At 64.7% G+C, this 22,471-nt stretch carries 22 protein-coding genes, 1 tRNA gene and 1 pseudogene; 13 read left to right on the forward strand and 11 right to left on the reverse strand.

Features of this window, described 5'->3' with window-relative positions; translation table 11 throughout:
• Nucleotides 1-46 precede the first annotated feature (46 nt).
• Nucleotides 47-748, forward strand: coding sequence for a hypothetical protein (locus DV733_RS14695; RefSeq protein WP_049992738.1), 702 nt, complete (start codon nucleotides 47-49; stop codon nucleotides 746-748).
• A gap of 12 nt (nucleotides 749-760) precedes the next feature.
• Here DV733_RS14695 and DV733_RS14700 read toward each other — a convergent pair whose 3' ends face one another.
• From DV733_RS14700 to DV733_RS14720, 5 genes are all read right to left on the reverse strand, one after another.
• A complete protein-coding gene (locus tag DV733_RS14700; protein ID WP_049992739.1) occupies nucleotides 761-2,494 on the reverse strand; it encodes an ABC1 kinase family protein in 1,734 nt (577 codons plus the stop codon).
• Between the two features lie 18 nt (nucleotides 2,495-2,512).
• Nucleotides 2,513-2,869: an Hsp20/alpha crystallin family protein gene (locus DV733_RS14705; protein ID WP_049992740.1), complete on the reverse strand. Its 357-nt coding sequence runs from the start codon at nucleotides 2,867-2,869 to the stop codon at nucleotides 2,513-2,515.
• A 53-nt stretch (nucleotides 2,870-2,922) separates the two neighbouring features.
• Nucleotides 2,923-3,684 (reverse strand): hypothetical protein, encoded by a 762-nt coding sequence (locus DV733_RS14710; protein ID WP_049992741.1) that lies wholly within the window; start codon nucleotides 3,682-3,684, stop codon nucleotides 2,923-2,925.
• 1 nt (nucleotide 3,685) lies between these two features.
• Nucleotides 3,686-4,540: an inositol monophosphatase family protein gene (locus DV733_RS14715; protein ID WP_049992742.1), complete on the reverse strand. Its 855-nt coding sequence runs from the start codon at nucleotides 4,538-4,540 to the stop codon at nucleotides 3,686-3,688.
• A gap of 173 nt (nucleotides 4,541-4,713) precedes the next feature.
• Nucleotides 4,714-6,546: a bacterio-opsin activator domain-containing protein gene (locus DV733_RS14720; protein ID WP_049992743.1), complete on the reverse strand. Its 1,833-nt coding sequence runs from the start codon at nucleotides 6,544-6,546 to the stop codon at nucleotides 4,714-4,716.
• Nucleotides 6,547-6,836: 290 nt separating this feature from the next.
• Here DV733_RS14720 and DV733_RS14725 point away from each other — a divergent pair, with 290 nt between their 5' ends.
• Genes DV733_RS14725 through DV733_RS14740 form a run of 4 tightly spaced genes read left to right on the forward strand, consistent with a single transcriptional unit; the run spans nucleotide 6,837 to nucleotide 13,157 of the window.
• On the forward strand, nucleotides 6,837-7,883 hold the full coding sequence (locus DV733_RS14725; protein WP_049992744.1) for a 4Fe-4S dicluster domain-containing protein: 1,047 nt from the start codon (nucleotides 6,837-6,839) through the stop codon (nucleotides 7,881-7,883).
• A 2-nt stretch (nucleotides 7,884-7,885) separates the two neighbouring features.
• Entirely contained in the window at nucleotides 7,886-9,154 is a 1,269-nt protein-coding gene (gene nrfD, locus DV733_RS14730) for an NrfD/PsrC family molybdoenzyme membrane anchor subunit (protein WP_049992745.1), read from the forward strand.
• Nucleotides 9,154-12,426: a molybdopterin-dependent oxidoreductase gene (locus tag DV733_RS14735; RefSeq protein ID WP_049992746.1), complete on the forward strand. Its 3,273-nt coding sequence runs from the start codon at nucleotides 9,154-9,156 to the stop codon at nucleotides 12,424-12,426. The genes nrfD and DV733_RS14735 overlap by 1 nt, the downstream gene beginning before the upstream one ends.
• Before the next feature lie 5 nt (nucleotides 12,427-12,431).
• The gene (locus tag DV733_RS14740; protein WP_079979444.1) at nucleotides 12,432-13,157 is read left to right on the forward strand and encodes a TorD/DmsD family molecular chaperone; all 726 of its coding nucleotides are present in this window, start codon (nucleotides 12,432-12,434) and stop codon (nucleotides 13,155-13,157) included.
• 444 nt (nucleotides 13,158-13,601) lie between these two features.
• Here the strand turns inward: DV733_RS14740 and DV733_RS14745 are convergent.
• Both DV733_RS14745 and DV733_RS14750 read right to left on the reverse strand, forming a co-directional pair.
• Nucleotides 13,602-13,685 (reverse strand) — tRNA-Leu (locus tag DV733_RS14745).
• 57 nt (nucleotides 13,686-13,742) lie between these two features.
• Nucleotides 13,743-14,255 (reverse strand): CinA family protein, encoded by a 513-nt coding sequence (locus tag DV733_RS14750; RefSeq protein WP_049992747.1) that lies wholly within the window; start codon nucleotides 14,253-14,255, stop codon nucleotides 13,743-13,745.
• A gap of 119 nt (nucleotides 14,256-14,374) precedes the next feature.
• Here DV733_RS14750 and DV733_RS14755 point away from each other — a divergent pair, with 119 nt between their 5' ends.
• A complete protein-coding gene (locus DV733_RS14755) occupies nucleotides 14,375-14,809 on the forward strand; it encodes a bis(5'-nucleosyl)-tetraphosphatase (RefSeq protein ID WP_049992748.1) in 435 nt (144 codons plus the stop codon).
• Between the two features lie 28 nt (nucleotides 14,810-14,837).
• Here DV733_RS14755 and DV733_RS14760 read toward each other — a convergent pair whose 3' ends face one another.
• Nucleotides 14,838-15,545: an RAD55 family ATPase gene (locus DV733_RS14760; protein WP_049992749.1), complete on the reverse strand. Its 708-nt coding sequence runs from the start codon at nucleotides 15,543-15,545 to the stop codon at nucleotides 14,838-14,840.
• Nucleotides 15,546-15,639: 94 nt separating this feature from the next.
• On the opposite strand from DV733_RS14760, the gene thyX reads away from it, so the two are divergent.
• Both thyX and DV733_RS14770 read left to right on the forward strand, forming a co-directional pair.
• On the forward strand, nucleotides 15,640-16,383 hold the full coding sequence (gene thyX / locus DV733_RS14765; protein ID WP_049992750.1) for an FAD-dependent thymidylate synthase: 744 nt from the start codon (nucleotides 15,640-15,642) through the stop codon (nucleotides 16,381-16,383).
• A 106-nt stretch (nucleotides 16,384-16,489) separates the two neighbouring features.
• Entirely contained in the window at nucleotides 16,490-16,678 is a 189-nt protein-coding gene (locus DV733_RS14770; protein ID WP_049992751.1) for an HVO_2922 family protein, read from the forward strand.
• Between the two features lie 330 nt (nucleotides 16,679-17,008).
• Here DV733_RS14770 and meaB read toward each other — a convergent pair whose 3' ends face one another.
• Both meaB and DV733_RS14780 read right to left on the reverse strand, forming a co-directional pair.
• Nucleotides 17,009-18,019, reverse strand: a complete 1,011-nt coding sequence (meaB, locus tag DV733_RS14775) for a methylmalonyl Co-A mutase-associated GTPase MeaB (RefSeq protein ID WP_049992752.1) — start codon at nucleotides 18,017-18,019, stop codon at nucleotides 17,009-17,011.
• Nucleotides 18,020-18,021: 2 nt separating this feature from the next.
• Entirely contained in the window at nucleotides 18,022-18,438 is a 417-nt protein-coding gene (locus DV733_RS14780; RefSeq protein ID WP_049992753.1) for a cobalamin B12-binding domain-containing protein, read from the reverse strand.
• A gap of 188 nt (nucleotides 18,439-18,626) precedes the next feature.
• Between DV733_RS14780 and DV733_RS14785 the strand changes: the two genes are divergently transcribed.
• Complete coding sequence (locus DV733_RS14785) at nucleotides 18,627-19,778, forward strand: trans-sulfuration enzyme family protein (protein ID WP_049992754.1); 1,152 nt, start codon at nucleotides 18,627-18,629, stop codon at nucleotides 19,776-19,778.
• 96 nt (nucleotides 19,779-19,874) lie between these two features.
• The gene (locus tag DV733_RS14790; protein WP_049992755.1) at nucleotides 19,875-20,096 is read left to right on the forward strand and encodes a hypothetical protein; all 222 of its coding nucleotides are present in this window, start codon (nucleotides 19,875-19,877) and stop codon (nucleotides 20,094-20,096) included.
• On the opposite strand, the gene DV733_RS14795 is transcribed toward DV733_RS14790, so the two are convergent.
• Nucleotides 20,063-20,728 carry a helix-turn-helix transcriptional regulator gene (locus DV733_RS14795; RefSeq protein ID WP_049992756.1) on the reverse strand — a complete coding sequence of 222 codons (666 nt, stop codon included), beginning with the start codon at nucleotides 20,726-20,728 and terminating at the stop codon, nucleotides 20,063-20,065. The genes DV733_RS14790 and DV733_RS14795 overlap by 34 nt on opposite strands.
• A gap of 284 nt (nucleotides 20,729-21,012) precedes the next feature.
• Here DV733_RS14795 and DV733_RS14800 point away from each other — a divergent pair, with 284 nt between their 5' ends.
• The 3 genes and pseudogenes from DV733_RS14800 (at nucleotide 21,013) to DV733_RS14810 (ending at nucleotide 22,413) form a co-directional block, all read left to right on the forward strand.
• Nucleotides 21,013-21,501: a hypothetical protein gene (locus DV733_RS14800; RefSeq protein WP_079979358.1), complete on the forward strand. Its 489-nt coding sequence runs from the start codon at nucleotides 21,013-21,015 to the stop codon at nucleotides 21,499-21,501.
• Nucleotides 21,502-21,546: 45 nt separating this feature from the next.
• The gene (locus DV733_RS14805) at nucleotides 21,547-21,903 is read left to right on the forward strand and encodes an SHOCT domain-containing protein (protein WP_049992757.1); all 357 of its coding nucleotides are present in this window, start codon (nucleotides 21,547-21,549) and stop codon (nucleotides 21,901-21,903) included.
• 106 nt (nucleotides 21,904-22,009) lie between these two features.
• A pseudogene (locus DV733_RS14810) lies at nucleotides 22,010-22,413 on the forward strand (DUF302 domain-containing protein).
• The last annotated feature ends 58 nt before the right edge of the window (nucleotides 22,414-22,471 follow it).

A 22,471-nucleotide genomic window follows, 5' to 3' on the forward strand; every position in this document is an offset into this window, starting at 1 on the left:
CCACATTTCGGAGGCTCTTTGAATCCGAGGGCGCAATTCCGGGTCGATGAGTCTGCGAGACGAAGACGAGCCGCCGGATCCGATTCTGGTACTCAAGACCTACGGGCGGATCGCCATCAGCGACGCCGTCACGATCTTCGTGTTGAGTCTCCTGTATTTCGTGGCGTCTCTGTCGATCGTCACGATCGGGCCCGCACTGCTGGCGCTGATGGACGCGTTCTATTCGTCGGTGTCGCACACCGGGACTGGGGGCGGCGCGCCAGCGAGCACCCGGGGCCGTGCCTCGCAGTTCGTCTCCTCGATCTGGACGTATCTGTGGGCCGGTCTCCCCTACACGGTCGCCGTGATCGTCGCTGTCTACTCGCTCTACACCTACTCTGTGCTCGCGCTCTCGGGCGGCACTGCACAGGCTCTGATATTCGGCGTCGTGGGGATGTACACCGTCGTGCTCGTGTTCGTGTTGCTCTTTCGTGCTGCGGACATCGTGGTCCGGGCCGACGAGAACGAACGTCCCGGATTCTTCAGTGCGCTTCGCAAGGCCTGGGGGTCGCTGGGCTCGAACGTCGCGTTCGCTGCGACACACGTCGTGACTGCTATCGCTGTGACGATCGCGTCACTCATCTTCATCGTCACGGCGATCTGCTTTCTCCCGGGACTGCTGGCACTGCTCGAACTACTGAACTACGAAGAACTCGACGGCGCGGGCGCGAAAGCGATCCGGTACGCCTACCTCGATCCCCAGACGTGAGGACGTGCCAGGTCACTCACTGCCGGTCTGTTGCTCCGGGCCAACGCCGTCGTCGAACGGCCCGAGACTCGGTTGTTCGGGTTCCGAATCGGCCGGTTCTCGCTCTCGCATCTGCTGGCGGGTGAACTGCGGTCGGGCTCTGATTCCTCGCTGTTTGCGGAAGGATCGATACAGCAAGAACGCGATCACGACCGTGCCGCCACCCGCGACTGCGGTGGTCTCGACGGTCCCGAATACCGAGAGAAACACCGTCGAGCCGATCCCACTCGCCAGGACCAATCCGAGGACGATCCGCCGGGCGAGAATATCGAAGAGCTTGTCTGAGTCTTCGATATCTGCTTTGACTCGGAGATCCCCGTGCTCGACCCGGTCGAGTGCGGATTCGAGTTTCGGCGGGACCCGGACTGCCGAGCGGGCCGCGTCCTGAAACTCCGTCGCGCGATCCCGGACGAACTGTCGTGCGCTTTCCTCGAAGTACCCTGCCTCCCGGAGGTAGTCGGTCGCGACCGAGATGAAGTCGAAGTCGGGATCGAGCGTCACGCAGACCCCTTCGACGACCGTCGCGACCCGGAGGACGAGCGCGAGGTTCGACGGCAGGCGAAGCGGAAACTCGTAGATCGTGTCCTCGACTTGCTGGACGATCTGCTGGACGCGGTACTGCTCGATGTCTTCCCCGCGAGCGTCGGCGATGGCCAGTTCCATCACGTCGGCCATCACCTGCCGGTCGGCTTCGGGCGAGAGCGTCCCCATCTCGATCAGTGCGTCGAGGATCTTGTCGATGTCCTGCTCGGCGACGGCAGTGTAGAACTCGACGATCTTCTCCTGGATGAACGGGTCGACGTAGCCGCTCATCCCGAAGTCGTAGAAGACGATCGAGCCGTCGTCTTTCACCGCGAGATTTCCAGGGTGGGGGTCGGCGTGGAAGACACCGTCTTCGACGATCATCTGGAAGTACGCCTCTTCGAGCGTCTCGGCCAGTTCGGTTCGGTCGATCCCCTTTCGATCGAGTTCCTCGACGTCGTTGATCTTCGTCCCTGGGATGTACCCCATGGTGAGCACGCGCTCGGTCGAGTGACTCTCGACCACGGGTGGGATGACGATCCGGTCGTCGCCCTCGAAATTCCCTCGAATCTCGGTCAGCATCTTCGCCTCGCGGCCGTAGTCCATCTCCTCGCGGATGGTCTTGGTGAACTCGTCGGCAAGCGTCTGCAAGGAGAACGAGCGGGCCGAATCGACGAATCGCATCACGAGCGGTAGCGTCCACCTGATAACCCGCAAGTCGGCCTCGACGAGGTCCTCGACGCCCGGGCGACGAACCTTGACGGCGACGGGATCCCCGTCGACCTCGGCGTAGTAGACCTGTCCGAGACTCGCACCGCTGATCGGTTCGACGTCGAAGTCACTGAAGCGCTGGTCGACAGGGCCGATCTCCTCTTCGAGGACGACCCGGGCCTGGCCCCAGTCGGCGGGCGGGACCTTGTCCTGGAGTTTCGAGAACTCCTCGACGTACTCCGGCGGGAGGATGTCCGGGCGGGTCGAAAGCAACTGGCCGAGTTTGATGAACGTCGGCCCGAGCGTCAACAGCGACTCTAGTAATCGCTGTGCGCGGCGGCGGCGCTGGTCTGCGGTCACCTGACGAGACGAGCCAAACAGCAAGAATCGACGGCGGTCACGGGCGTAGGCGATCGCCAGAGGGAGGAACTGGCGGACGACCGTGAAGAACCGCCGGTAGGCACGGAGGTTCACCTGCGGGCCACCCCGTCCTCAGGCCTCGTCGATCGGGATCGTCGCCGACGGTGCGGCGGTCTGTTTCGGCAGGCGCAGTTCGAGCACGCCCTGATCGACGCTGCCTTTTGCGCCGTCGCCGGTCGCGTCCGGTGGCAACGGCAACTCGACGTCGAGAAACAGCGAGCGCTCCTCCTCGACGTACTCGAAGCCAGCAGGGAGGTCTTTCTCACGCCGCGCTTCGATGATCACTCGGCCGCGCTCGACGCGGGCGTCGACCGTCTCACTGGTCGCGCCGGGGAGATCGACGAGCAACAGGTACGCGTCGTCGCTCTCCAGCACGTCGGCGTACACTGCATCGGGCAACTCTCGCAGGGCATCACGCAGCGCTGACATACGCTCCCGTTAGGGCGGCACCGGGAAAAACACGGTGGTCGCGCCAGCATCCATCACAGCGCGAGTGCGATGGCAGCGCCCACGAATACGAGGCCCAGCACCGTCGGCAAAATCCCGATCTTCACCTGCTCCCACGCGACGCCGCGCTCACGACTGTCGGCGACGAGAAACCGCCGGACACCGTCGCCGTCGACGCGAACGTTGACCTCGCCCGCACGGCTCCCGGCTGCGGGATCGTAGTGGGCGTAGCCGTAGACGTAACAGTCCTCACCGGGGTCGAGCCGCCGCTCGACGAATCGCTGTTCCTCGCCGAGATTGATCCCGGCGAACGTCGCGTCGGCGGCCCCTTCCTGGGAGTCGACGTTCGGATTGGACGCGACGAACGCCCGCAGCCGATCCGGTAGTTCCGTCCCTGCCGGAACTTTCACGTCGTGTTCGTCCAGATGGCGAACCGAGCCAGCTGGTTCGATCCGACAACTGGCCGTCTCGTCGGTTAGTCGAAAGGGCCCGCCGCGGAGGCCCTGATCGAGGGTCTTCCAGTGGACGCCGCCCTCGCCGGTGGTTTCTGCCTCCTGCACCTCCCACTCACAGAGCAGACAGTCGGCACCCGAGAACGGCGACTCGACGGTCCCCTCGTCGGACTGGGCCGTGCCCTGAAGTTCGGCAGGACCGGGGTCGTTCACCACGTCGGCGATGGCCGTCGGCTCACCGCGGTAGATCCGCGTGGCGAACCACAGCTCACGGGCCCCGAGTGCGAACACGGCCAGTCCGACCAGCGCGAGCAGCGCCGCACCGACGAGCGTGATCGCAACCATGTCACTCGATCGCAGCCTGGATCGAATCGACGACGGCGTCGTGGGTCCTGCCGTTGGAGGCCACGAGCCCGTCGGTCTCGGCGCTCCATGCACTGCCGTCGGGATCGGTGACTGTCCCACCCGCCGCCTCGACGAGTTTCACGCCAGCCAGCGTGTCCCAGGCGGTGATCGGCTCGGTCGTCACGGCCGCGTCTAGCTCGCCGCTTGCGACCATCGCCAGCGTCGCCTGGAAGCTCCCGAACCGGCGGCTGTCACCGAATCTCGCGGCGACTTCGCGTGCCAGTGCTCCGAACTGCTCGCTGCGGTCGCCAGCCCAGTAGGCGACCAGTCCGACGGCGAACGTCTCGGGGTCGTCACGTTGGCTCGTCACCAGGGTCTCGCCGTTGCGCGTGGCGCTGTCCGGCCCCGCGGTATAGATGTCCTGCAAAGAGGGGAGGTACGTCCCGGCTGCGACCGTCTCGCCGTCGTCGACGGCCGCGACGCTGGTCGTCCAGAGCCTGATCCCGCGTGCGAAGTTCGCCGTTCCGTCGATCGGGTCGACGACCCAGCACGGTCCCGTCTCTGGAACGCTATCGACTACTTCACCCGCGCGCTGGATCGGTGTGGGAGCGTCGGGCGCATCCTCGCCGCCCGGGTTCTCGAAACTCTCCTCTGTGAGGAACGCTTCGTTGGGAAACTCTTGCACGATCGTGTGGACGACCTGACGCTGGGCCTCCCGGTCGGCGTCGGTCACCAGGTCGTTCTTGTTCGCTTTGGTCTCGATCGTCAACTCCCCCCGGAAGATGTCCCGTGCGACCGCCCCACCGGCGCGGACCGCCCGCTCGGTCAACGCCGCACGCTGTCTCGCGTCACTCATACGACATGGTGGCGAGTCGACCGCCATAGCCGCTTTGTTTTGCTCCCGACGGGACCACACGGGGGTGAAACCGATTGTCGAAACCGCACTCATAGTGATTACTGTCTCGATTTACCGAGATGAGCGCGCGCCTTCGTGCGGTCAATGCGGAACAGACCGACAGTACTCACCTCTCAGACGTTCGGTAGCCGCGCGAGGGAGTTCGACCGCTCCTCGAACAGCGCCCGGAAAAGCTTCCGTTCAGCCGCACGGAGATGCTGGGTGAACGTCGACTGGCTGATGTCCATCATCGAGGCGACCGCTTCGCCGTTCGTCTCGCGTGGCCACTCGAAGAAGCCGGCGAAATACGCCGTCTGGGCCGCCTCGAGCTGGCGAGTCGTCAGCGACTCTTCGAGTGCAGCGCGGAACTCGGTCTCGAACGGCGACTCGCGCTCGCGCTCGCGTTGCGCTATCAGATCGAGCGGGGGATACACCGACTTGGCAGCCTCGACGAGGGCTCGCACGTCGTTCGACGGCGAGACGTCCGCGACGAGCCGTCCCTGTCCGTCAGTGATCTCGAGAGCGGTCACAGCCGCCCCGTACCGAGCGAGCGTCGTGACTACCGAGTCGTCGATCCCGAGCCGGAAGACGGACGCTTCGTCGTGGACACACACCCGTTGGGCGGTCCGTATCCCCGGCGTGTCCGAGACGTCCTCGGCGACTTCGGGCCCGTCACAATCCCGCACGGAAACGTAGGCGATACACCCGTCGCCCTCGTCGCTCATACCCGCCAGTTCGAGTGTGCCCCCGATCGCCTCTGAGAGGCGGACGAACGGATCGTCGACCCCTTCGACCCGGAACTCCAGTTCCGTCACGTCGTCGGAAGCGAGCGTCTGCCTGCTCTCGGCCGCGTTGATCGCGTCTCCGACAGTCAGCCCGAGGTCGGCGAACAGCCCCTGGTCGATCGCCTCGAAGGCATTGTCCCGGGCCGCGTCGACGAAGAGCACCCCGTACTCGGCGTTCTGGTACGACAGTGGAACGAGGACACCAGTCGCCGCCGCCGGGTCTGTGACTTCTTCGAGTGTCGAATCGACGAACGACGGCCGACCCTGGTCGAGAACTTCCGCAACGGCCGTTCTGCCGGCACCGGTCGCGAAGCGTTCCCCGTAGACCCCCGCCTCGTCAGTGCCGGCAGCGGTCCGGACGGTTACTCGCTCGGCGAAGGCCCCCGTATCGAGAATGCAGGCCGCCTCGAAGAGCTCCGACCGCGAGAAACGATCACAGACAGCCCGCTCGATTTCCTCCCGCGTCGACGCCGCGACGAGGTCGCGGTTGACGTCCCGGAGCACCTCGTTCGTGTTGTTGAGGCGATCGAGACGGTCGTTCTGCTGTTCGATGCGGTGCTGGCGTTCCTTGCGGTCGGTGACGTCCCGTTCGACGGCGACGTAGCGTTCGATATCGCCGTCATCGTCCGTAACTGGTGCGATCGTCATGTCGACCCAGCAGTGCTCGCCGGACCTGGTCTGGTTCACGATCTCACCCTCCCAGACCGATCCCGAGGAGATCTGATCCCACATCTCCGCGTAGAAGTCCTCGTCGTGCTCGCCGGACTTCCAGAGCCGTGGGTTCTCACCGACGACCGCGTCGGGATCGTGCCCGACGACGCTCTCGACCGCGGGGTTCGCGTACTCGATAGTTCCGTCGGTGTCCGTCAGGAGGATGGCGTGGCCGGCGTGTTCGATGGCCTTGCGAAACCCGCGGAGGCGATCGGTGAGGCGCTTCTCTTCGACGACATAACTGGAGAGATAGTAGACGGTCAACAGCGCGAGGACGCTCACTGCCAGGCCGGGGAGTTCCTCGATCGGACTCGTGGCGTGTCGTGCAGACAGCATCTGGCGGGTCGCCATCAGCGACAGCATCACCGTGAGGAATCCGAACCGTCTGTCGCCGCTCCGTGACAGGAGCACGAGCGAGTAGCCCACGCCGGCGACGCGCAGGACGATCGATACGAGAATCACGACGTTCACGGCCGGACACCTCCCGACGAACGGTGACGGCGAGTTCGTTCAGCGGACCGGTTCATGGCTCGAACTTGTTCGCCACCCAGTATATGAACCGAGCGCGTTCTCAGAAACTGGGACGCGGTGAGACGGGGGTCTCGTGACGGCCGTGACCCCCGATCCAAAGAGTATTGGGTGGGTGGTTATACCCCACTTTGCCGGACCAAACAGTATCGGTGGTACACTCTCTACGCCGTCTCTCGTAGCTATACGTGTATGATCCGAACGAGCGAGATGGAGTCCGACCGGTGGTTACGATGAGTCGCTCAGGCGAGGACGGGCGCGCGCCCGGCGTGCCGGACGTGGGCCGGACCACACTCGACGAGATGGTCGATCACGAGCGAACCGACCCTCGCGAAGAGTTAGCCAGGACCGATCACGACACCGACCTGGGGCTGGCGATGGCCGAGGACGCAAAGCGGGTCTCCCGGGGCGACCTCTCCGCCGAGGAGTTCTGGGAGCGATACGACGAGCGCGCCGAGCGAGAGTTCGGTGACGCTTACCGCGAGACGCCGAACCCCGCGATCGACAGCGACGACCAGACAATCGACGCCGGGACCGCCGATTCGCTGGGCTGTTCAGTCGGCTCGATGGAGTCGGTAGCGTGTGACCTTCGAGCACAGGACGAGACGGACGCGGCCGCGGAGTCCTCCAGCGACGTGACCGACGGTGACGAGCGCTGGGGGATGGTGATCGACCTCCAGAAGTGCGTCGGCTGTGACTCCTGTTCGGTCGCCTGCAAGGCCGAGAACCGGACGCCGCCGGGGGTCTCCTACAACGTCGTGATGGAGGAGGAACACGGCGAGTTTCCGAACGTCACGCGGACGAACGTCCCCCGGCCCTGTATGCAGTGTGAGAACCCCCCGTGCGTGCAGGTCTGTCCGGTCAGCGCGACCTACAAGATGGACAACGGCGTGGTCAACATCGACTACGACCGCTGTATCGGCTGTCGGTACTGTATGATCGCGTGCCCGTACGGGGCGCGGTACTTCGACTTCGGGGAGAACTACGACGACGAGGTCGAGGAAGCCGGCGAGATCACTAGCCCCGAGTACGGCGTCGACCGCGGCGCGCGCGAAGACGGCGAGTCCCCGATCGGCAACGTCAGGAAGTGCAGTTTCTGTACGCATCGCCTCGAACGCGGCGAGGAGCCGGCCTGTGTCGAGACCTGCGTCGGCGACGCCCGGAATATGGGCGACCTCGATGATCCCGACAGCGAGGTCTCGAAGATGGCCGACTCCTCGCGGGCGTTCCAGCTCAAAGAGAGCGAGGGCACCGATCCCAACGTCTACTACCTGGAGTAATCATGGCAACTGAACAATCGCGATTCGATTTCGATCCCGGTTTCCTGGACGACCGACTCCGCGTCGCCTGGTACGCCGTACTGGGCGTGCTGTTGCTGATCGGCGGCTACGCGATGTGGCTGCGGCTCACCCAGGGCATGCGGAGTACGAACCTGACGAGCACGACCCCGTGGGGCGCGTGGGTCGCCTTCTACATCTACTTCGTCGGCCTCTCGGCGGGCGCGTTCCTCGTGAGCACGCTGGCCAACGTCTTCGGTATCGAGAAGCTCCACCGGATCGACCGGGACGCGCTGTTCGCGGCGATCATCAGCATGGTCGTCGCGCTGCTGTTCGTCTGGACCGACCTCGGCCGGATGGACCGGATGTTCTACCCGTTCGTCTGGCGGCAACTCACGTCGCCGCTGTCCTGGGAGGTCCACGCCTACGTCGCCTACATCCTGGTGCTGGTCGCGGAACTGTACTTCTCGATGCGATACGATCTCGCCCGGATCGCCGAGCACGGGTCGGGACTGCGGTCGCGGCTCAGCGCACTCCTGACCCTCGGCCGCCGGGCGACGACCGACGCATCCCGGGCGACCGACCGGACGTGGCTCAAGCGGGCCGGTATCCTCGGGATCCCGCTGGCGATCTTCCTCGTCCACGGCGGGACCGGCGTGCTCTTCGCGGTCTCGAAGGCCCGTCCGTACTGGAACAGCGGGCTGTTCCCGGTGATCTTCATCGTCTCTGCTGTCCTCTCGGGAACGGCGCTGGTAATGGTGCTGTACGTCCTCCGGACGCGGCTGTTCGACGGCGAGTCCGTTGACCGAGACCTCCTCGAGCGCCTCTCGGTACTGCTGGCCGTGTTCATCATCGTCGACGCGGCCCTGACCGCCATCGAGGCGCTGATCGCCGTCGCAAGCCTCCACCCCCACGAACTAGAGACCTGGAGCATCATCCTCTTCGGCGAGATGTCGTGGTCGTTCTGGTGGTTCATGGTCGGCTTCGGCTGGGTGTTCCCGCTCGTGATGGTCTCGAAGCGCTCCTGGCGGCGCACCCCGTGGCTGATGGTCGTCGCCGGACTCAGCGTCGTGATCGGCATCGTCGCGGTCCGGTTCAACATCGTCGTCCCGCCGCAGATCCTCCCCGTCATGGAGGGGCTCCCCCACGGCTCGTACTTCCCATCGGCCGTGGAGTGGGCCACCAGCGCCGGGATGATTGCAGTCGGCCTGCTGCTGTACACGATCGGCGCGGAACTGCTTCCCCTTACCCCACTCGATCGAGGTGATAACTGATGTCAACCGACTCCCCGGACGATCGTACCGAACCCGAAGACAGCGCGTCCCTCACGCGGCGTGATCTCGTGAAAGCCGTCGGCGCCGTCGGCCTCGTCGGCGGGGCCAGCGCCGCGACCGTGAACGTCGACACCGACGACCTCTGGACCGACGACCAGCAGCACTACGTCGGCGACGACCACGGCGAGTACGGCGCGAGCGACGTTATCCACACGACCTGCGGGCAGTGCAACACCTTCTGTCCGATCAAGGTCCGCCTCGCCGACGAGAGCGGGACCGGCGAGTACAGTTCGCTCGTCCGCAAACTGGCGGGCAACCCCTACTCGTTTCTCAACACCCAGCCGTTCTCGCAAGTGCCCTACGACAGCGACCCCGAGGACGTCGCGATGGGCGACGTCGAGGGCAGCGGCGACGTCACCGCCGACCGCTGGTCGCTGTCGGGCGGCCGGATCTGCCTGAAGGGCCAGGCCGGCATCCAGACGGCCTTCGACAGCTACCGGGTCCGCAAACCGATGAAGCGGGTCGGCCCTCGGGGCTCCGGCGAGTGGAAGACCGTCTCCTGGGAGCAGGCCATCGAGGACATCGTCGAGGGCGACGACGAACTCGGTCACCCGGGTCTGCGCGACCTCTGGGGGTACGCACCCCAGGACGCAGTCATGAGCGACTGGGAGGCCGTCCAGAACGACGAGATGGACAAGGCGGACTTCGACGAGAAGTGGGGCGACGCGCTCGTCGACACCGACCACCCGGACCTCGGGCCGAAGGCCAACCAGATCGTCGACGTCGGCGGATTCCGTCGGAACTTCATCCGGACCCGGCTGTGGCACCAGGGACTGGGGTCGATCAACAGTGTCCACCACGCCGGGACCTGTGGCTTCTCCAGCGTCCTCGGGAACGTCCGCTCGCACGCCGGCAAAAAGAAGCGCCAGTACCCCGACATCGAGAACTGCGAGTACCTGCTGGTGTGGGGGACCAACCCGATGGTCGCCAACAAGGGACCGACCTGGCTCGCCCCCAAACTCACGAACGCCATCGAGGACGGCATGCGGATGGACGTGATCGACCCCCGGATGTCCAAGACCGCCGAGAAGGCCGACACCTGGGTGCCGGTCGAACCCGGCGCGGACGGCGCGCTCGCGCTCGGGATGGCCCGCTGGATCCTCGAACACGACCGCCACGATACCGAGTACCTGCGGAACCCTGCCGAGAGCGCCGCCGAGGCGGACGGCGAGCCCACGTGGAGCGACGCGACCCACCTCGTCCTCGTCGACGAGGAGGCCGGCCCCAAGGCGCGCGCGTCGGACCTCGGACTCGTCCCCGAGGATCACGACCTCGCGGACGACTTCGTGGCCGTCGACGCGTCGACCGGCGAGCCCCGCCCCGTCAGCGAGATCGAGACGGGCGTTCTCGACGTGGCGATGACCGTCGACGGGGCCGCCGTCGAGAGCGTCTGGAGCCAGTACCGTGACCGGGTGTTCGAGTACACGATCGAAGAGTACGCCGAGATGGCGGGGGTTTCCGTCGAGCGGATCGAAGAGATCGCCGACGAGTTCACCAGCCACGGCAAACGGGCGGCGATCATGGCTTACCGCGGCCCGGCGAAACACACCAACGGGTTCTACAACACCCGCGCCATCGCGACGCTGCAGCACCTCGTCGGCAACTACGACTGGAAGGGCGGCCAGATCACGCCCTACGCGGGCTACAGCACGATGTCCGGCCGGTACGAACTCGGGCAGGTCCCCGACGGTCACTCGCCGTGGGGAATCCCGCTGCTGCGCGGCGGAGTCAACTACGAGGACACCTCGCTGTTCGAGCGCGACGACGGGTACCCCGCGAAGCGACCGTGGTTCCCCGTCGCGCCACCGCAGGCCACCCAGGAGCTGTACGGCAGCGCCGCCGACGAGTACCCCTACGGCGTCGAGGCCCTGTTCATCCGGCCGTACTCGAATAACCACGTGCTGGCCGTGGCCGGCGGCGACGAAATCCCAGACATCCTGGGCGACCCCGACACCATCCCGCTCGTGGTCGCCTCGGACACGGTGATCGGCGAGACGAGCAAGTACGCCGACTACATCCTGCCGGAACCGACCTACCTCGAACGCTGGGAGAACTTCGGCACGTACCCGAACAAGCGCCTGGCCGACGAGAAGATCAGTCAGCCGGCCATCAGCGTCGTCCCGGATGCCCGTCCGTTCGAGGACGTGCTGATCGATCTCTGGAAGGAGATGGACCTCCCTGGCGTCGGCGAGGACGCGATCCCCGACAGCGAGGGAACGCTGTGGCCGCTCGATCAGGCCGAGGACTTCTACCTGAAACTGACGGCGAACATCGCTTACTCCCGGGAGCCGGTCCCCGACGCCGAGGAGGACGAACTGCGGGCCTTCCGGGAGAGCCACGAGAAGGGGCTGGGCGACGCCTTCGATCTCGAGCGCTGGAAGCAGGCCGTCGGAGACGAGGAGTGGGCGAAGGTCGTCACAGTACTCAACCGGGGCGGGCGCTTCGAGGAGCCGGTCGAAAACTACGCCGAGCGCTACGCCGAGCACGGTCACGACTACGACTACGCCGACCGCTTCGACGACAGCAACGCCTACGACGGCGAGCACATGCGCTACAAGCTCGGCTCGCGCGTTGACTTCTACAGCGAAGTCGTCCCCAACGGCAAACACTCCTACACCGGTGAGCGGTTCGATCCGCTGCCGCGGGTCGACGACGTGGAACACTACGACGGTCAGGTCCAGGCGGCGGTCACCGACGAGGGCGATCCCGAGCGCCCCCTGCGGCTGATCAACTGGAAGCCCAGGACCCAGGGGATGCACCGGACCCAGAACAGTCCGTGGTTGCGGGAGACCCGGCCCGAGAACCCGGTGTGGATCAACCCCCGCGACGCCGACGGGCGCGGGATCGAGAACGGCGACGAGATCACCGTCGACGCCGGCCGCCGCGAGGTCGAGGGTATCGCGATGGTCACAGGCGGCATCCGTCCGGGCGTCGTCGGCGCGATGTGGGGCTGGGGCCGGAGCGGTGACGGCGCGAGCGCCGAGACGATCGACGGCTCGACCCGCGGCCCGGTCGAGGGCGACGGCCATACCCCCTACCAGTTCGACGAGCCGATGACCGAGGAGGCGGGGCTCGCGAAAGGGCGAGACGCAGGGTTCGCAATCAACCACCTCCAGCCCCTCGACGCGGACCTGGGCGACACCGGACTGTCGGATCTGGTCGGCGGGAGCAACGCGCAGTACGACGCCTTCGTCGAGGTCGAACGGCGGTGATCGAGATGCCACTCGATGCCTCCGACGGAAGGGCAGACACGGGACACGCGACGAACGACACGACCGAGAGTTCGGTCGCCCGAGCCCGCGCGACGGTGTACGGCCTGCTGTCCGGGGTGTTCGACGGCGACGTCGAGACGCTTTCGAGCGCGCTCGAAGACGGGACGTTCACCGAACTAGCAGCCGCGCTCCCGGCCGAGATGCCCACGGACGCACTCGCTCGGTCTGATCTCGACGCCGAGACACTCAAGATAGGCTACGACAACCTGTTCGTCGTTCCGGGACCGCACTACGTGCCACCGTTCGCGTCTGGCCACGCCGACGATCCCAGCGAGTCCTTCGAGTCGGACTCGCCGTACCACGAGGTCGGTCAGGCGGGCGAGCTCCTGGGCGACCCCGCCGCGGCTGCCGCACGTGCACACGCGGCCGTTGACTTCGAGCCCCAGCGCGGTGACGGCATCCCCGACCACCTGGCCGCCGACCTCGAATTCATGCAACTCCTGTGCGAGCACGAAGCGAGACGACTACAGGCCGGCGAATCAGACGACGAACTAGCGGCTGTCCGCGAACTACAACGGGCCACGATCAGTCGACTGGCATGGCTCGATACGTTCCACGAGCGCGTCGCACAGCACGACACGGCCGAAGGTGTCTACGCAGCTCTCGCACGGTTCGCCCGCACGTTCGTCGCGTGGGACGTCGACGAAGGAATCGGCTCGACGAACAGCTAGCTGTAGCGGCGACGCCCGCGAGAACAGCAGTAGTGCCGCTTCGGACCACCAGCCGATTCAGAGTATGTCCTGTCAGACACTGCGGCTGTCGAACAGGCCGTAGGAGTTGTCGCCTGGAGGGCGACCCTCTCTGAACGTCGTCGGACGAGCGGACCGGTAGGTGAAACCGGTCATGACACAACTGTCTCGACGGCTCTCCGATCGGTTCCGTGAGAAGTTTTGCGAGGGAAGATCACTCCTGCTCACGGGGCATCGCGTGCCCCGTTCGCGTCTTCGAGGCCTCCTCGGGGTCGGCCTCGCTGATCTTCCTGCACTGTTTTGCGAGGGGCCGTAGTGGCCAACAGTGCGAGGGAAGGGATTTGAACTACGCGGTCGGCAAAGCCGCCCTCTCGTTCAAATCCTTCCGTGTGCATCTTGTTCGGCCCGTTTTGGGCCTCACATCGATGCGAGGGAAGGGATTTGAACCCTTGGACCCCTACGGGAGCGGATCTTGAGTCCGCCGCCGTTTCCAGGCTTGGCTACCCTCGCACCTATGTCGTGCATTGGTTGGTACTTCGAGGGCGTATAAACCTCCTGCGGATTGCGTCATTGCTCTCGCACCCGATTCAGGACATCCTCGAGCGTCTGTCTCCTCAGCCGCGACTGCACTGTCGCTCGGTCGCCGTCGAACTGATAGCGCTCGACGGTCGTCTCCGAGTCGCCGCTCCCCCAGGGTGCGGCGTAGGCGACGGCCACGAACGCCGTCCCGACGGGCTTGTCGTCCGTCCCGCCCTCCGGGCCTGCGATGCCCGTGTTGGCGACCCCCCAGGTGACGTCTGCGGTGTCTCGGATCGCTCTCGCCAACTGAGCCGTCACCTCGGCACTGACCGCGCCGTACTGGTCCAAAGCCTCTCGGTCGACCGCCAGCAGATCCCGAAGTGAGTCGTAATCGTAGGGGACGAGCACGCGATCGAGGACGGCACTCGCGCCGGGCGTGGCTGTCAGCGCCGCCCCAACACGGCCGCCGGTCACGGTCTCGGCGACGGCGACCGTCTGGTCACGTTCCTGAAGGCGGTCCCGGAGGTCGCCTGCGAGGTCGTCTTCGGCAGTGTCGTCCATACGCCAGGACGGGCGGCGAGACAGGTCAACGTTGTCCCTGTCGGGGGAGCAAAGCGCGTGGCGGCAACCCCGTTGTGGCTCCGATATCCTCTTAAGTAACGGTCGAGTATACGTCAGTAATGATAGAGGCCACGAGCGCGGGAGCCATCCTCTTTCGCGATACGCGTGGCCGGCGGGAGTACCTCCTCCTGAAGAGCCGCCCCGGCGACTGGGAGTTTCCCAAAGGCGGGGTCGAAGGCGAGGAGGAGCTTCAACAGACCGCCATCCGCGAAGTGAAAGAGGAGGCCGGAATCGAAGATTTCCGGCTCTTGGACGGCTTCCGAGAGGACTACGACTACGTGTTCGAGGCGAACGGTAACACCATCCACAAGACCGTTCACCTCTTCATCGCCAGATCCTTCGAGGCGAGCGCAGAACTGTCGAACGAACATCGCGACCTGCAGTGGCGCGACTACGACCAGGCGATCAACACGATCACCCAGGACGGACCCCGAGACATCCTGGTCGACGCCCACGACTTCCTCGACGAGAAGCAAGAGGCGTCCGACGAGTAACGCTGACGCGACGCGTTCGGCCGAGCACTCAGATGTTTCGGCTGTCGTCGACGTAGACGCGCTGCTGGTCGATCAGGAGCGTGATCTCTTCGAGCACCGCGTTTCCGCGCCTGTTCTTGGGGATACGGAGCTGAAACTCGACGTCGCCGTTCGCGACGGCCCGGACGTCCAGTTCCCAGACGACGTCCGCGACCATCAGCGTCGTCTCCCGGAACACGGGGGGATCGTCGTGGGTGATACAGTGGAGCACGCCGACGCTTCCCGTCTCCATCAGCCGGGTCTTGAGCGCGTCCAGCACCTCCTGATAGGCCTTGCGGTCGGCCGTCCGTTCGAGTGGATTCGTCGGATCGACGACGACGTTTCCGGGGTCATCGATCCGCTGGACGGCCTCGTAGACGTCGTCGAGCATCCCGTCGTCAGTCAGCGATGCCACCGAGTAGGTTCGACTTCCCGTCAGTTCGTGGAGGAACTCGTTTTCCATCGAGACGCCACTGGCGACATCTTCGACGATCACCGCCGACTCGCTATCGGCGAGCACGTCGAAATCCGACTCGATCGCGCTAGCCGAGCGCAACGTCGTCAGGTACAGCGTCGAACGCTCGCGCATCATCTGAGCGATGAGAGCGTGGCTCTGTGTCGCGGGTGCCGTGACGATTGCCATCAGATCTCCGGGATTCAACCCACCGTTTAACCGCCGATCGAGGGTCGGGACCCCCGTCGAAAGCTTCTCCCCCATACCACATCCTTCATCATTTTAGATTATATACTTTGCCAACAGGTTCAGGCGGTCGATGGCAGGAATTATTTTCCTCCGCGTCGGGGTGGCGGGTATGGACGTACGCTTGTTGGAAGCCACCCAGAATCCGGAGGAACTCATCTGTCGGGCCGCGCGCAACGACTACATGTCCGAATTCGTCGCCGACCAGTCTTTCGAGGAGGTCATGTCGACCGTCGAGGGCGACTCGATCGAGGACAAACAGGAGACGTTGATCGGCCACTTGCTCAGCCACGGCCACTACGGTCCTTTCGAGCACCCCCAGGCGACGTTCGCCATCGAGGGCGTCAGTCGCTCCTGTATGGCCCAGATCACCCGGCATCGCCACGTCTCCTTCGACGTCCAGTCGATGCGCTACGTCTCCTTCGACGACGTCGACCCCGACGACGTTCGCGACGGCGAGCTCGTCGTCTTCCCGCCTTCTGCAACTGATCCCGACTGGGTCGGGCGCAACCAGAAGAGTGGCCAGGTCGACGAGGAGACTGTCGAAAAACGTGAGGAGATCTTCGCTGACACCGTCGCAAACGCCGTGGAGTCCTATCAGGAACTCCTCGATCTCGGCATGCCGCCCGAAGACGCTCGGTTCGTCCTTCCGATCGGGACGAAGGTCAACATCGTGATGTCGATGAACGCGCGGATGCTCATGCATATTGCTGACATGCGTGCTGCAGCGGACGCCCAGTGGGAGATCCGGCAGATGACTGAGAGTATTCTCGACCTCGCCGAGGAGTGGTGTCCGATCACCTTCGAGTATTACAACGAGAACATGAAGAACCGAAAGAATCGACTCGCACCCTAAAGCCGGGGTGAATGTCTCGACGGCGGCTCGCGAGCACGTTTCTGTGCGAGTAGCCCGGCCGGAAGTAGGTCCGACTTTTATCAGCTGTCCATCCCTTTGCTCGCGTATGTCGAAGGCAACCTTCGAACTGTTCGAGGACAGCGAGGGCAAGTACCGCTGGCGGCTGGTGCACGACAACGGCAACATCATCGCCGACAGTGGTGAGGGGTACGCGACCGAGCAGAAGGCCCGGCAGGGACTGGCCAGTGTCAAAGAGAACGCACCTGGGGCTGATGTAGTCGAAGTCGACGAGTAGGAACTGCTGTCTCGACGGCCGGCTCGTGAGCGCTTTCGTGCGCGAGCAGTTCAGCCGGGAGCGGATTGCTGTCTCGACGGCCGACTCGTGAGCGCTTTCGTGCGCGAGCAGTTCAGCCGGGAGCGGATTGCTGTCTCGACGGCCGGCTCGTGAGCCCTCTCGTGGGCGAGCAGTCCAGCCGGAAGAGGACTGCCGTCTCGACGGCCGGCCCGCGAGCAGTCTCGTCTGCGAGCAGTCCAGCCGGAAGAGGACTGCCGTCTCGACGGCCGGCACGGCTGCGTATTCATGTACAGGCAGAGACCAACGGAGAGAACCGACTCGCCAGACTGATCAGTCTCCCTCGGCTTGCTGGTCGTCGAAGGCAGCGACGATGGGCTCCAGGATCTCCTCGGCGATTGTGTATGGGTCGTTTTCGCGAGCGACGATACGGTCGACAGCCGTATCGAGACCGCCTCGGCGTTCGATCTCGGCTTCCACTAGCTCGTGGACGTCCTCGCGCAGCAGCGTTCGAATCTCCTCGGCGGTCCGCAGCCGGTCGATCTCGGCCCGCCGACCCGACGTGTCGAGATAGTCGGCGTGGTCGGCGAAAGCGTCGAGCACCTCCCGGACGCCCTCGCCGCGGTTGGCGACGGTCTCGACTATCGGTGGCTGCCAGCCGCCCTCGATGTCGCTGTCGGACGCTTCCAGACCGTGGGAGTCAGCGATTCCGGGTCCTTCCTGGAGCATCTCACGGAGTTGTTTGACCGTGCGATCAGCCCCCTCGCGATCGGCCTTGTTGACGACGAAGACGTCCGCGATCTCCAGAATGCCGGCTTTGAGCATCTGGATGTCGTCGCCGCTGCCCGGTGGAACGAGGACGGCCACCGTATCGGCTGCCCGCACGACGTCGATCTCGTTCTGTCCTGCGCCGACGGTTTCGATGACGATCTTGTCCTTGCCGAACGCGTCGAGTGCTCGCACGGCGTCCCGCGTGGCTGTCGAGAGTCCGCCGAGCGATCCCCGAGTGCTCATCGAGCGGACGAACACGTCCATATCGCCGACGGTCGACCCCATTCGAATTCGGTCGCCCAGAACCGCGCCGCCCGTGAACGGCGAGGATGGGTCGATCGCGATGACGCCGACTGTCTCGTCCTGCTCGCGGTAGGCTGCGGCGAGCTTGTCGACCAGCGTGGACTTTCCCGCGCCGGGACTCCCGGTGATGCCGATCACGTCCGCGTCGCCGGTGTGTTCGTGAAGCTGGGCGACCAGTTCGCGGTAGCCGTCCTCGCGGTTCTCGATCTTGCTGATGACCCGGGCCAGCGCGCGGTGCTCGCCGGCCAGCAGCGACTCGACTAGATCCATCCTCACCGCTCCGGGACGTTCGCGCGGATGTACTCGACCAACTCGTCGGTCGAAGTCCCCGGGCCGAAGATCTCTGCGACTCCTGCTGCCTTCAGCCGGTCTTTGTCGTCGTCTGGCACGATTCCGCCGACCAGCACGAGGGTATCCTCGAAGGCGCCGTATTCTTCGAGCCCGTCGATCACCTTCGGGACCAGCGTGTTGTGCGCACCCGAGAGGATCGAGATCCCGAGGACGTCGACGTCCTCCTGCACTGCGGCCTGGACGATCTCCTCGGGCGAGCGGTGGAGCCCGGAGTAGATGACTTCGAATCCAGCGTCCCGCATGGCGCGGGCGATGACGTGTGCGCCCCGGTCGTGACCGTCGAGTCCAACTTTGGCGACGAGACAGCGGATCGTCCGCTGGGCGGCGTCGGCGCTCATGCCACGACGTACCACGCCCCGACAGTTGACTGTAACGGTGCCCCCTGACTCCCACTCCAATTCAGTGTGGTATGTTATCAACACACAACCGATAAGTCCGAGTCGAGCCTACAATCCGGTGATGGCACGCTCGAACTCTCTATCCGACAGCTGTCTCTCGCGACCGCACGGCACCCGAACCCGACAACATTGCTTTCGAGACCCGTGCGATCCACGGCGGCCAGGAGCCCGATCCCGAGACCGGCGCTGTCATGCCGCCGGTCTACGCCTCCCCGGCGTTCGCCCAGGACTCACCCGGCGAACACCATGGCTACGAGTATTCCCGAACCGGCAACCCCACGCGGACGGCCCTGGAGGACAACCTCACGAGCGTCGAAGGCGGCTCGCACGGCCGGACGTTCGCCAGCGGAATGGCCGCAATCAATACGGTCCTGAACCTGTTGGAAGCCGGCGATCACGTCGTCGTCGGCCGGGACGTCTACGGCGACACCCACCGGCTTTTCACCCAGGTCTACGAGGACTACGACCTCCGTTTCTCGTTCGTTGACGCCACCGACCACGACGCCGTGGCCGACGCGATGGGCGCGCACACGGAGCTGGTCTGGATCGAAACGCCGACCAACCCGCTCATGCGCGTCCTCGATATCGAGTCGATCGCGGCCATCGCCCACGAGTACGACGCGCTCGCGGCAGTCGACAACACTTTCGCGACACCGGCTCTCCAGCGCCCGCTCGAACTCGGCGCGGACGTCGTCGCCCACTCGCTGACGAAGTATCTCGGGGGCCACTCGGACGTGGTCGGCAGCGCGCTGGTCACCGACGACCCCGCGCTGGACGAACGGCTGGGATTCTACCAGAACAGCGTCGGCGCGACGCTGGATCCGTTCGCCTGCTTTCTGGTCCTTCGCGGCACGAAGACCCTGCCCGTCCGGATGGAACGCCACTCCGAGAACGCCCGGAAGCTGGCGAGTTGGCTGGCGGATCATCCGGCAGTCGAGAGCGTCCACTACTCCGGCCTCCAGTCACACTCTCAGCACGATCTGGCGGGCCGGCAGATGGACGATTTCGGCGGCATGGTCAGCGTCGAGTTCGACGCCTCGCTCCCGGCGGTCGAACAGTTTGTCTCCAACACGGAGACATTCACACTCTCGGAAGGTCTCAGCGGCGTCGAGAGCTTGCTCGAACACCCGGCGACGATGACTCACGCCGCTGTCCCTGCCGAGGAACGCCGTGAGACCGGGATCACAGACGGGTTGGTCCGGCTTAGCGTCGGCCTCGAAGCCGTCGCAGACCTGCGAGACGACCTCGAACAGGCGATCGACAGGAGTCTTCGTCGATAGTGCAGGCCAGGCGAGCGCCGCCGGACGGAGTCCCCACTGGACGGTAGGCGGCACCAACGACGAAACGCTTTCTGCGACGACGCCCCTATGAGAGGTATGTCCGCGACGGTTTCGACACCCGACGAGGACGAGATGTGTGCATACTGTAGCTCGCGGATCTTCGATCACGACCCGCTCTGCGTCCGTGACTGCACCGACGATTGTGGCTCACTGAAGTACTTCTGTAACTACGCGTGTCTGGCCGTCTTCATCGAGGAACACGAGTTGACGACGGGCGACGCCTGTCACTGGTCGCCCGACGAAGAGAACTGCTGTTGATCGAGTGCTGGATCCTGCATCTCGAGTTCGTCGCTCGGGTAGACGCGGTAGGTCCGTCCCTGGCGCTCTCGGTACAGGAGTCCGCGCTTTTCGAGGTCGCTCACCGTCTGACTCACCTTGCTCTTCGAGAAGTCCGAGCGGTCGCGGAGTTCGATTTGGGTCAGCCCAGGAGAAGTGAGAACTGGTTCGAGGACCCGCCGTTCGTCTTCCGGAAGCAAGTCTAGCACGCGCCGCTGGCTGACTGTCTCCGATTCGCCGCTACCGTTAGCTCGGGCGCCAGCGTCTGGTGCCGTCGGCTCTCCGCCGAGCGCCGAGTCGTCGTCGGTCACCTCAGAAACACTCGGCTCATCGACAGCGGCGGCCGAGTCGGCTCTGGCCGCGTCTCTCTCCGGGGGAACGTCGGTTCGAACGGCGAGGTAAAAGACGCCGACGACGGCAGTCGCGAACAGCGTCCCGAGGACGTACACCAGCGGATCAGTCCCGTGGACGGCGTCCATCGACCCTCCCATCATCGATCCCATCCGATCGACCGATTGCTGCTGTCGATAGGCGTCCCAACTGAGGGCACCGCCGACGATGAGAATGCCGACGACGAGCAGTCCGACGCCGAGATCCGTCTGCCGTCGGTTCACGCGTCCCACCACCCACGATCTCGTTCAGTCATACTGTGTCGTTGGCGTGCCAGGTACCTATCGGTTTTGATACTCTCGGGCAATACTGTGCGCTGTCGTCTCACGGTACTGGCCCGGCAAGAGAGGACTCAGAGACGCCCCTCCGAATTCGGCCGCAGTGAACGGTCTGACCTCAAGGAAACGGTTAGATCGGATTAGAAACGTTCTCGAACGTTTTCCTGCTTCTGTTCACGCCCACAGTGATAACCCTCGACCGGTGCTACAAAGGACTGAGGAGAATCACTATGCCCACAATCGAACTCGGACGGTGGCTGCTCGTGGCGGTCGTAATCGTCGGACTCGCGTTCGCCGCGACCGTCGTCAGCGCACACGGGACCGACACGACGACCGACAACCCGTACAACACGACGACCGACCACCCGTACAACACGACGACCGACAACCCGTACAACGGAACGGAGGCCCCCCCGTACAATGGGACTGCTGCGGAGTGGGAGATCTGGATGGAGAACCACATGACAGAACACGTGGGGTCCGGCTCTGTCGCGTGGATGGAGTCACACATGGGCGTCACTGTCGAGGAGATGGCACAGCACATGGCTGAAGCGAACTACACCGGCCACGGCGCGGGGTACCTGCACCACGATCATACCAGTGGCTACGGGACGCAGGACTTCGGTCACGGCGGTGGCTATAGTGTCCACGACGACACCCATCGGGACGATACCCACCGCGGCGGCTACGGGATGACCGGTCGCGGCCACGGTTGCTGATCGACTCTAACGGGAGCGTTCGAAGATTACTTTCCACAGATCACGATGACCCAACTCACTGCTCGACACGCTCGCACTGCTCGCCGAACGATGATCACGACTGTCGGCCTCCTGGCCACGGCGACCGGCACCGCTGCCGCCCACGGGAGCGGGAGCTACGGCGGTGGCGGCATGATGGGTGGTGGCGGGGGGCTGTTCGGTGGCGCGATGGGCCTATGGGGACTCCTCTGGATGGGCCTATTAGTGGCCGTGCCTGCGTACCTGCTCTACACCTTCGTATCACGCGACCGCGACAGGTGGGCCGACTCACCGCGTGCTGTCCTCCGGGAGCGCTACGCCCGTGGAGAACTCTCCGACGAAGAGTTCGACCGGCGTCGTGAGCGACTTGACCGGGCCGAGTAAAGCGGACTCACGGCATCCCGAACCGAACGTCTGTGGGGAGTTGACCGTCGTCCCGATGTACAACCAGAATCCACACGGGTAAGTTCTGCTGACAGTAATGTAGTGTATAGACTATGCCATACAAACTACTGTTTCGGCCGACTTCGAGACTGCCGTCGAGACGACGATGGCGGCACTGAAAGACGAGGGCTTCGGTGTCCTCTGTGATATCGACGTTCAGGCGACGTTCGCGGAGAAACTCGACGAGGAGTTCCGGGAGTACCGCATCCTCGGTGCGTGTAACCCGCTGCTGGCACACGAGGGTTGACCGAAGAGATCGAACTCGGTGCGCTTCTGCCGTGCAACGTCATCGTCTACGAAGCCGACGATGGCACGACCACGGTGAGTGCGGTCGATCGACGGCAACTCGTCGGAATCGCCGACAACGAGGCGCTCGATTTTATCGCCACCGAGGTTCACGAACGGTTCGAACGCGTTCTCTCGGCGGTTTCGAAGACGCTCGACGCCTGAATCCGCGTCCTGAATCACGCGTCGGTGGCATCGGCTCGGAAGACTGGGGCGGTGTCGC

Source organism: Halapricum salinum, assembly GCF_004799665.1.
Taxonomy (GTDB): Archaea; Halobacteriota; Halobacteria; order Halobacteriales; family Haloarculaceae; genus Halapricum; species Halapricum salinum.

Bases quoted from the DNA above. Each gene is read 5' to 3' on its own strand.
- DV733_RS14695 (WP_049992738.1), top strand. From the start codon at position 47: ATGAGTCTGCGAGACGAAGACGAGCCGCCGGATCCGATTCTGGTACTC.
- DV733_RS14805 (WP_049992757.1), top strand. From the start codon at position 21,547: ATGACCCAACTCACTGCTCGACACGCTCGCACTGCTCGCCGAACGATG.
- DV733_RS14710 (WP_049992741.1), bottom strand. From the start codon at position 3,684: ATGGTTGCGATCACGCTCGTCGGTGCGGCGCTGCTCGCGCTGGTCGGA.
- DV733_RS14740 (WP_079979444.1), top strand. From the start codon at position 12,432: ATGCCACTCGATGCCTCCGACGGAAGGGCAGACACGGGACACGCGACG.
- DV733_RS14725 (WP_049992744.1), top strand. From the start codon at position 6,837: ATGAGTCGCTCAGGCGAGGACGGGCGCGCGCCCGGCGTGCCGGACGTG.
- DV733_RS14705 (WP_049992740.1), bottom strand. From the start codon at position 2,869: ATGTCAGCGCTGCGTGATGCCCTGCGAGAGTTGCCCGATGCAGTGTAC.
- DV733_RS14780 (WP_049992753.1), bottom strand. From the start codon at position 18,438: ATGAGCGCCGACGCCGCCCAGCGGACGATCCGCTGTCTCGTCGCCAAA.
- DV733_RS14790 (WP_049992755.1), top strand. From the start codon at position 19,875: ATGTCCGCGACGGTTTCGACACCCGACGAGGACGAGATGTGTGCATAC.
- DV733_RS14750 (WP_049992747.1), bottom strand. From the start codon at position 14,255: ATGGACGACACTGCCGAAGACGACCTCGCAGGCGACCTCCGGGACCGC.
- thyX (WP_049992750.1), top strand. From the start codon at position 15,640: ATGGACGTACGCTTGTTGGAAGCCACCCAGAATCCGGAGGAACTCATC.
- nrfD (WP_049992745.1), top strand. From the start codon at position 7,886: ATGGCAACTGAACAATCGCGATTCGATTTCGATCCCGGTTTCCTGGAC.
- DV733_RS14715 (WP_049992742.1), bottom strand. From the start codon at position 4,540: ATGAGTGACGCGAGACAGCGTGCGGCGTTGACCGAGCGGGCGGTCCGC.
- DV733_RS14760 (WP_049992749.1), bottom strand. From the start codon at position 15,545: ATGGGGGAGAAGCTTTCGACGGGGGTCCCGACCCTCGATCGGCGGTTA.
- DV733_RS14800 (WP_079979358.1), top strand. From the start codon at position 21,013: ATGCCCACAATCGAACTCGGACGGTGGCTGCTCGTGGCGGTCGTAATC.
- meaB (WP_049992752.1), bottom strand. From the start codon at position 18,019: ATGGATCTAGTCGAGTCGCTGCTGGCCGGCGAGCACCGCGCGCTGGCC.
- DV733_RS14735 (WP_049992746.1), top strand. From the start codon at position 9,154: ATGTCAACCGACTCCCCGGACGATCGTACCGAACCCGAAGACAGCGCG.
- DV733_RS14770 (WP_049992751.1), top strand. From the start codon at position 16,490: ATGTCGAAGGCAACCTTCGAACTGTTCGAGGACAGCGAGGGCAAGTAC.
- DV733_RS14755 (WP_049992748.1), top strand. From the start codon at position 14,375: ATGATAGAGGCCACGAGCGCGGGAGCCATCCTCTTTCGCGATACGCGT.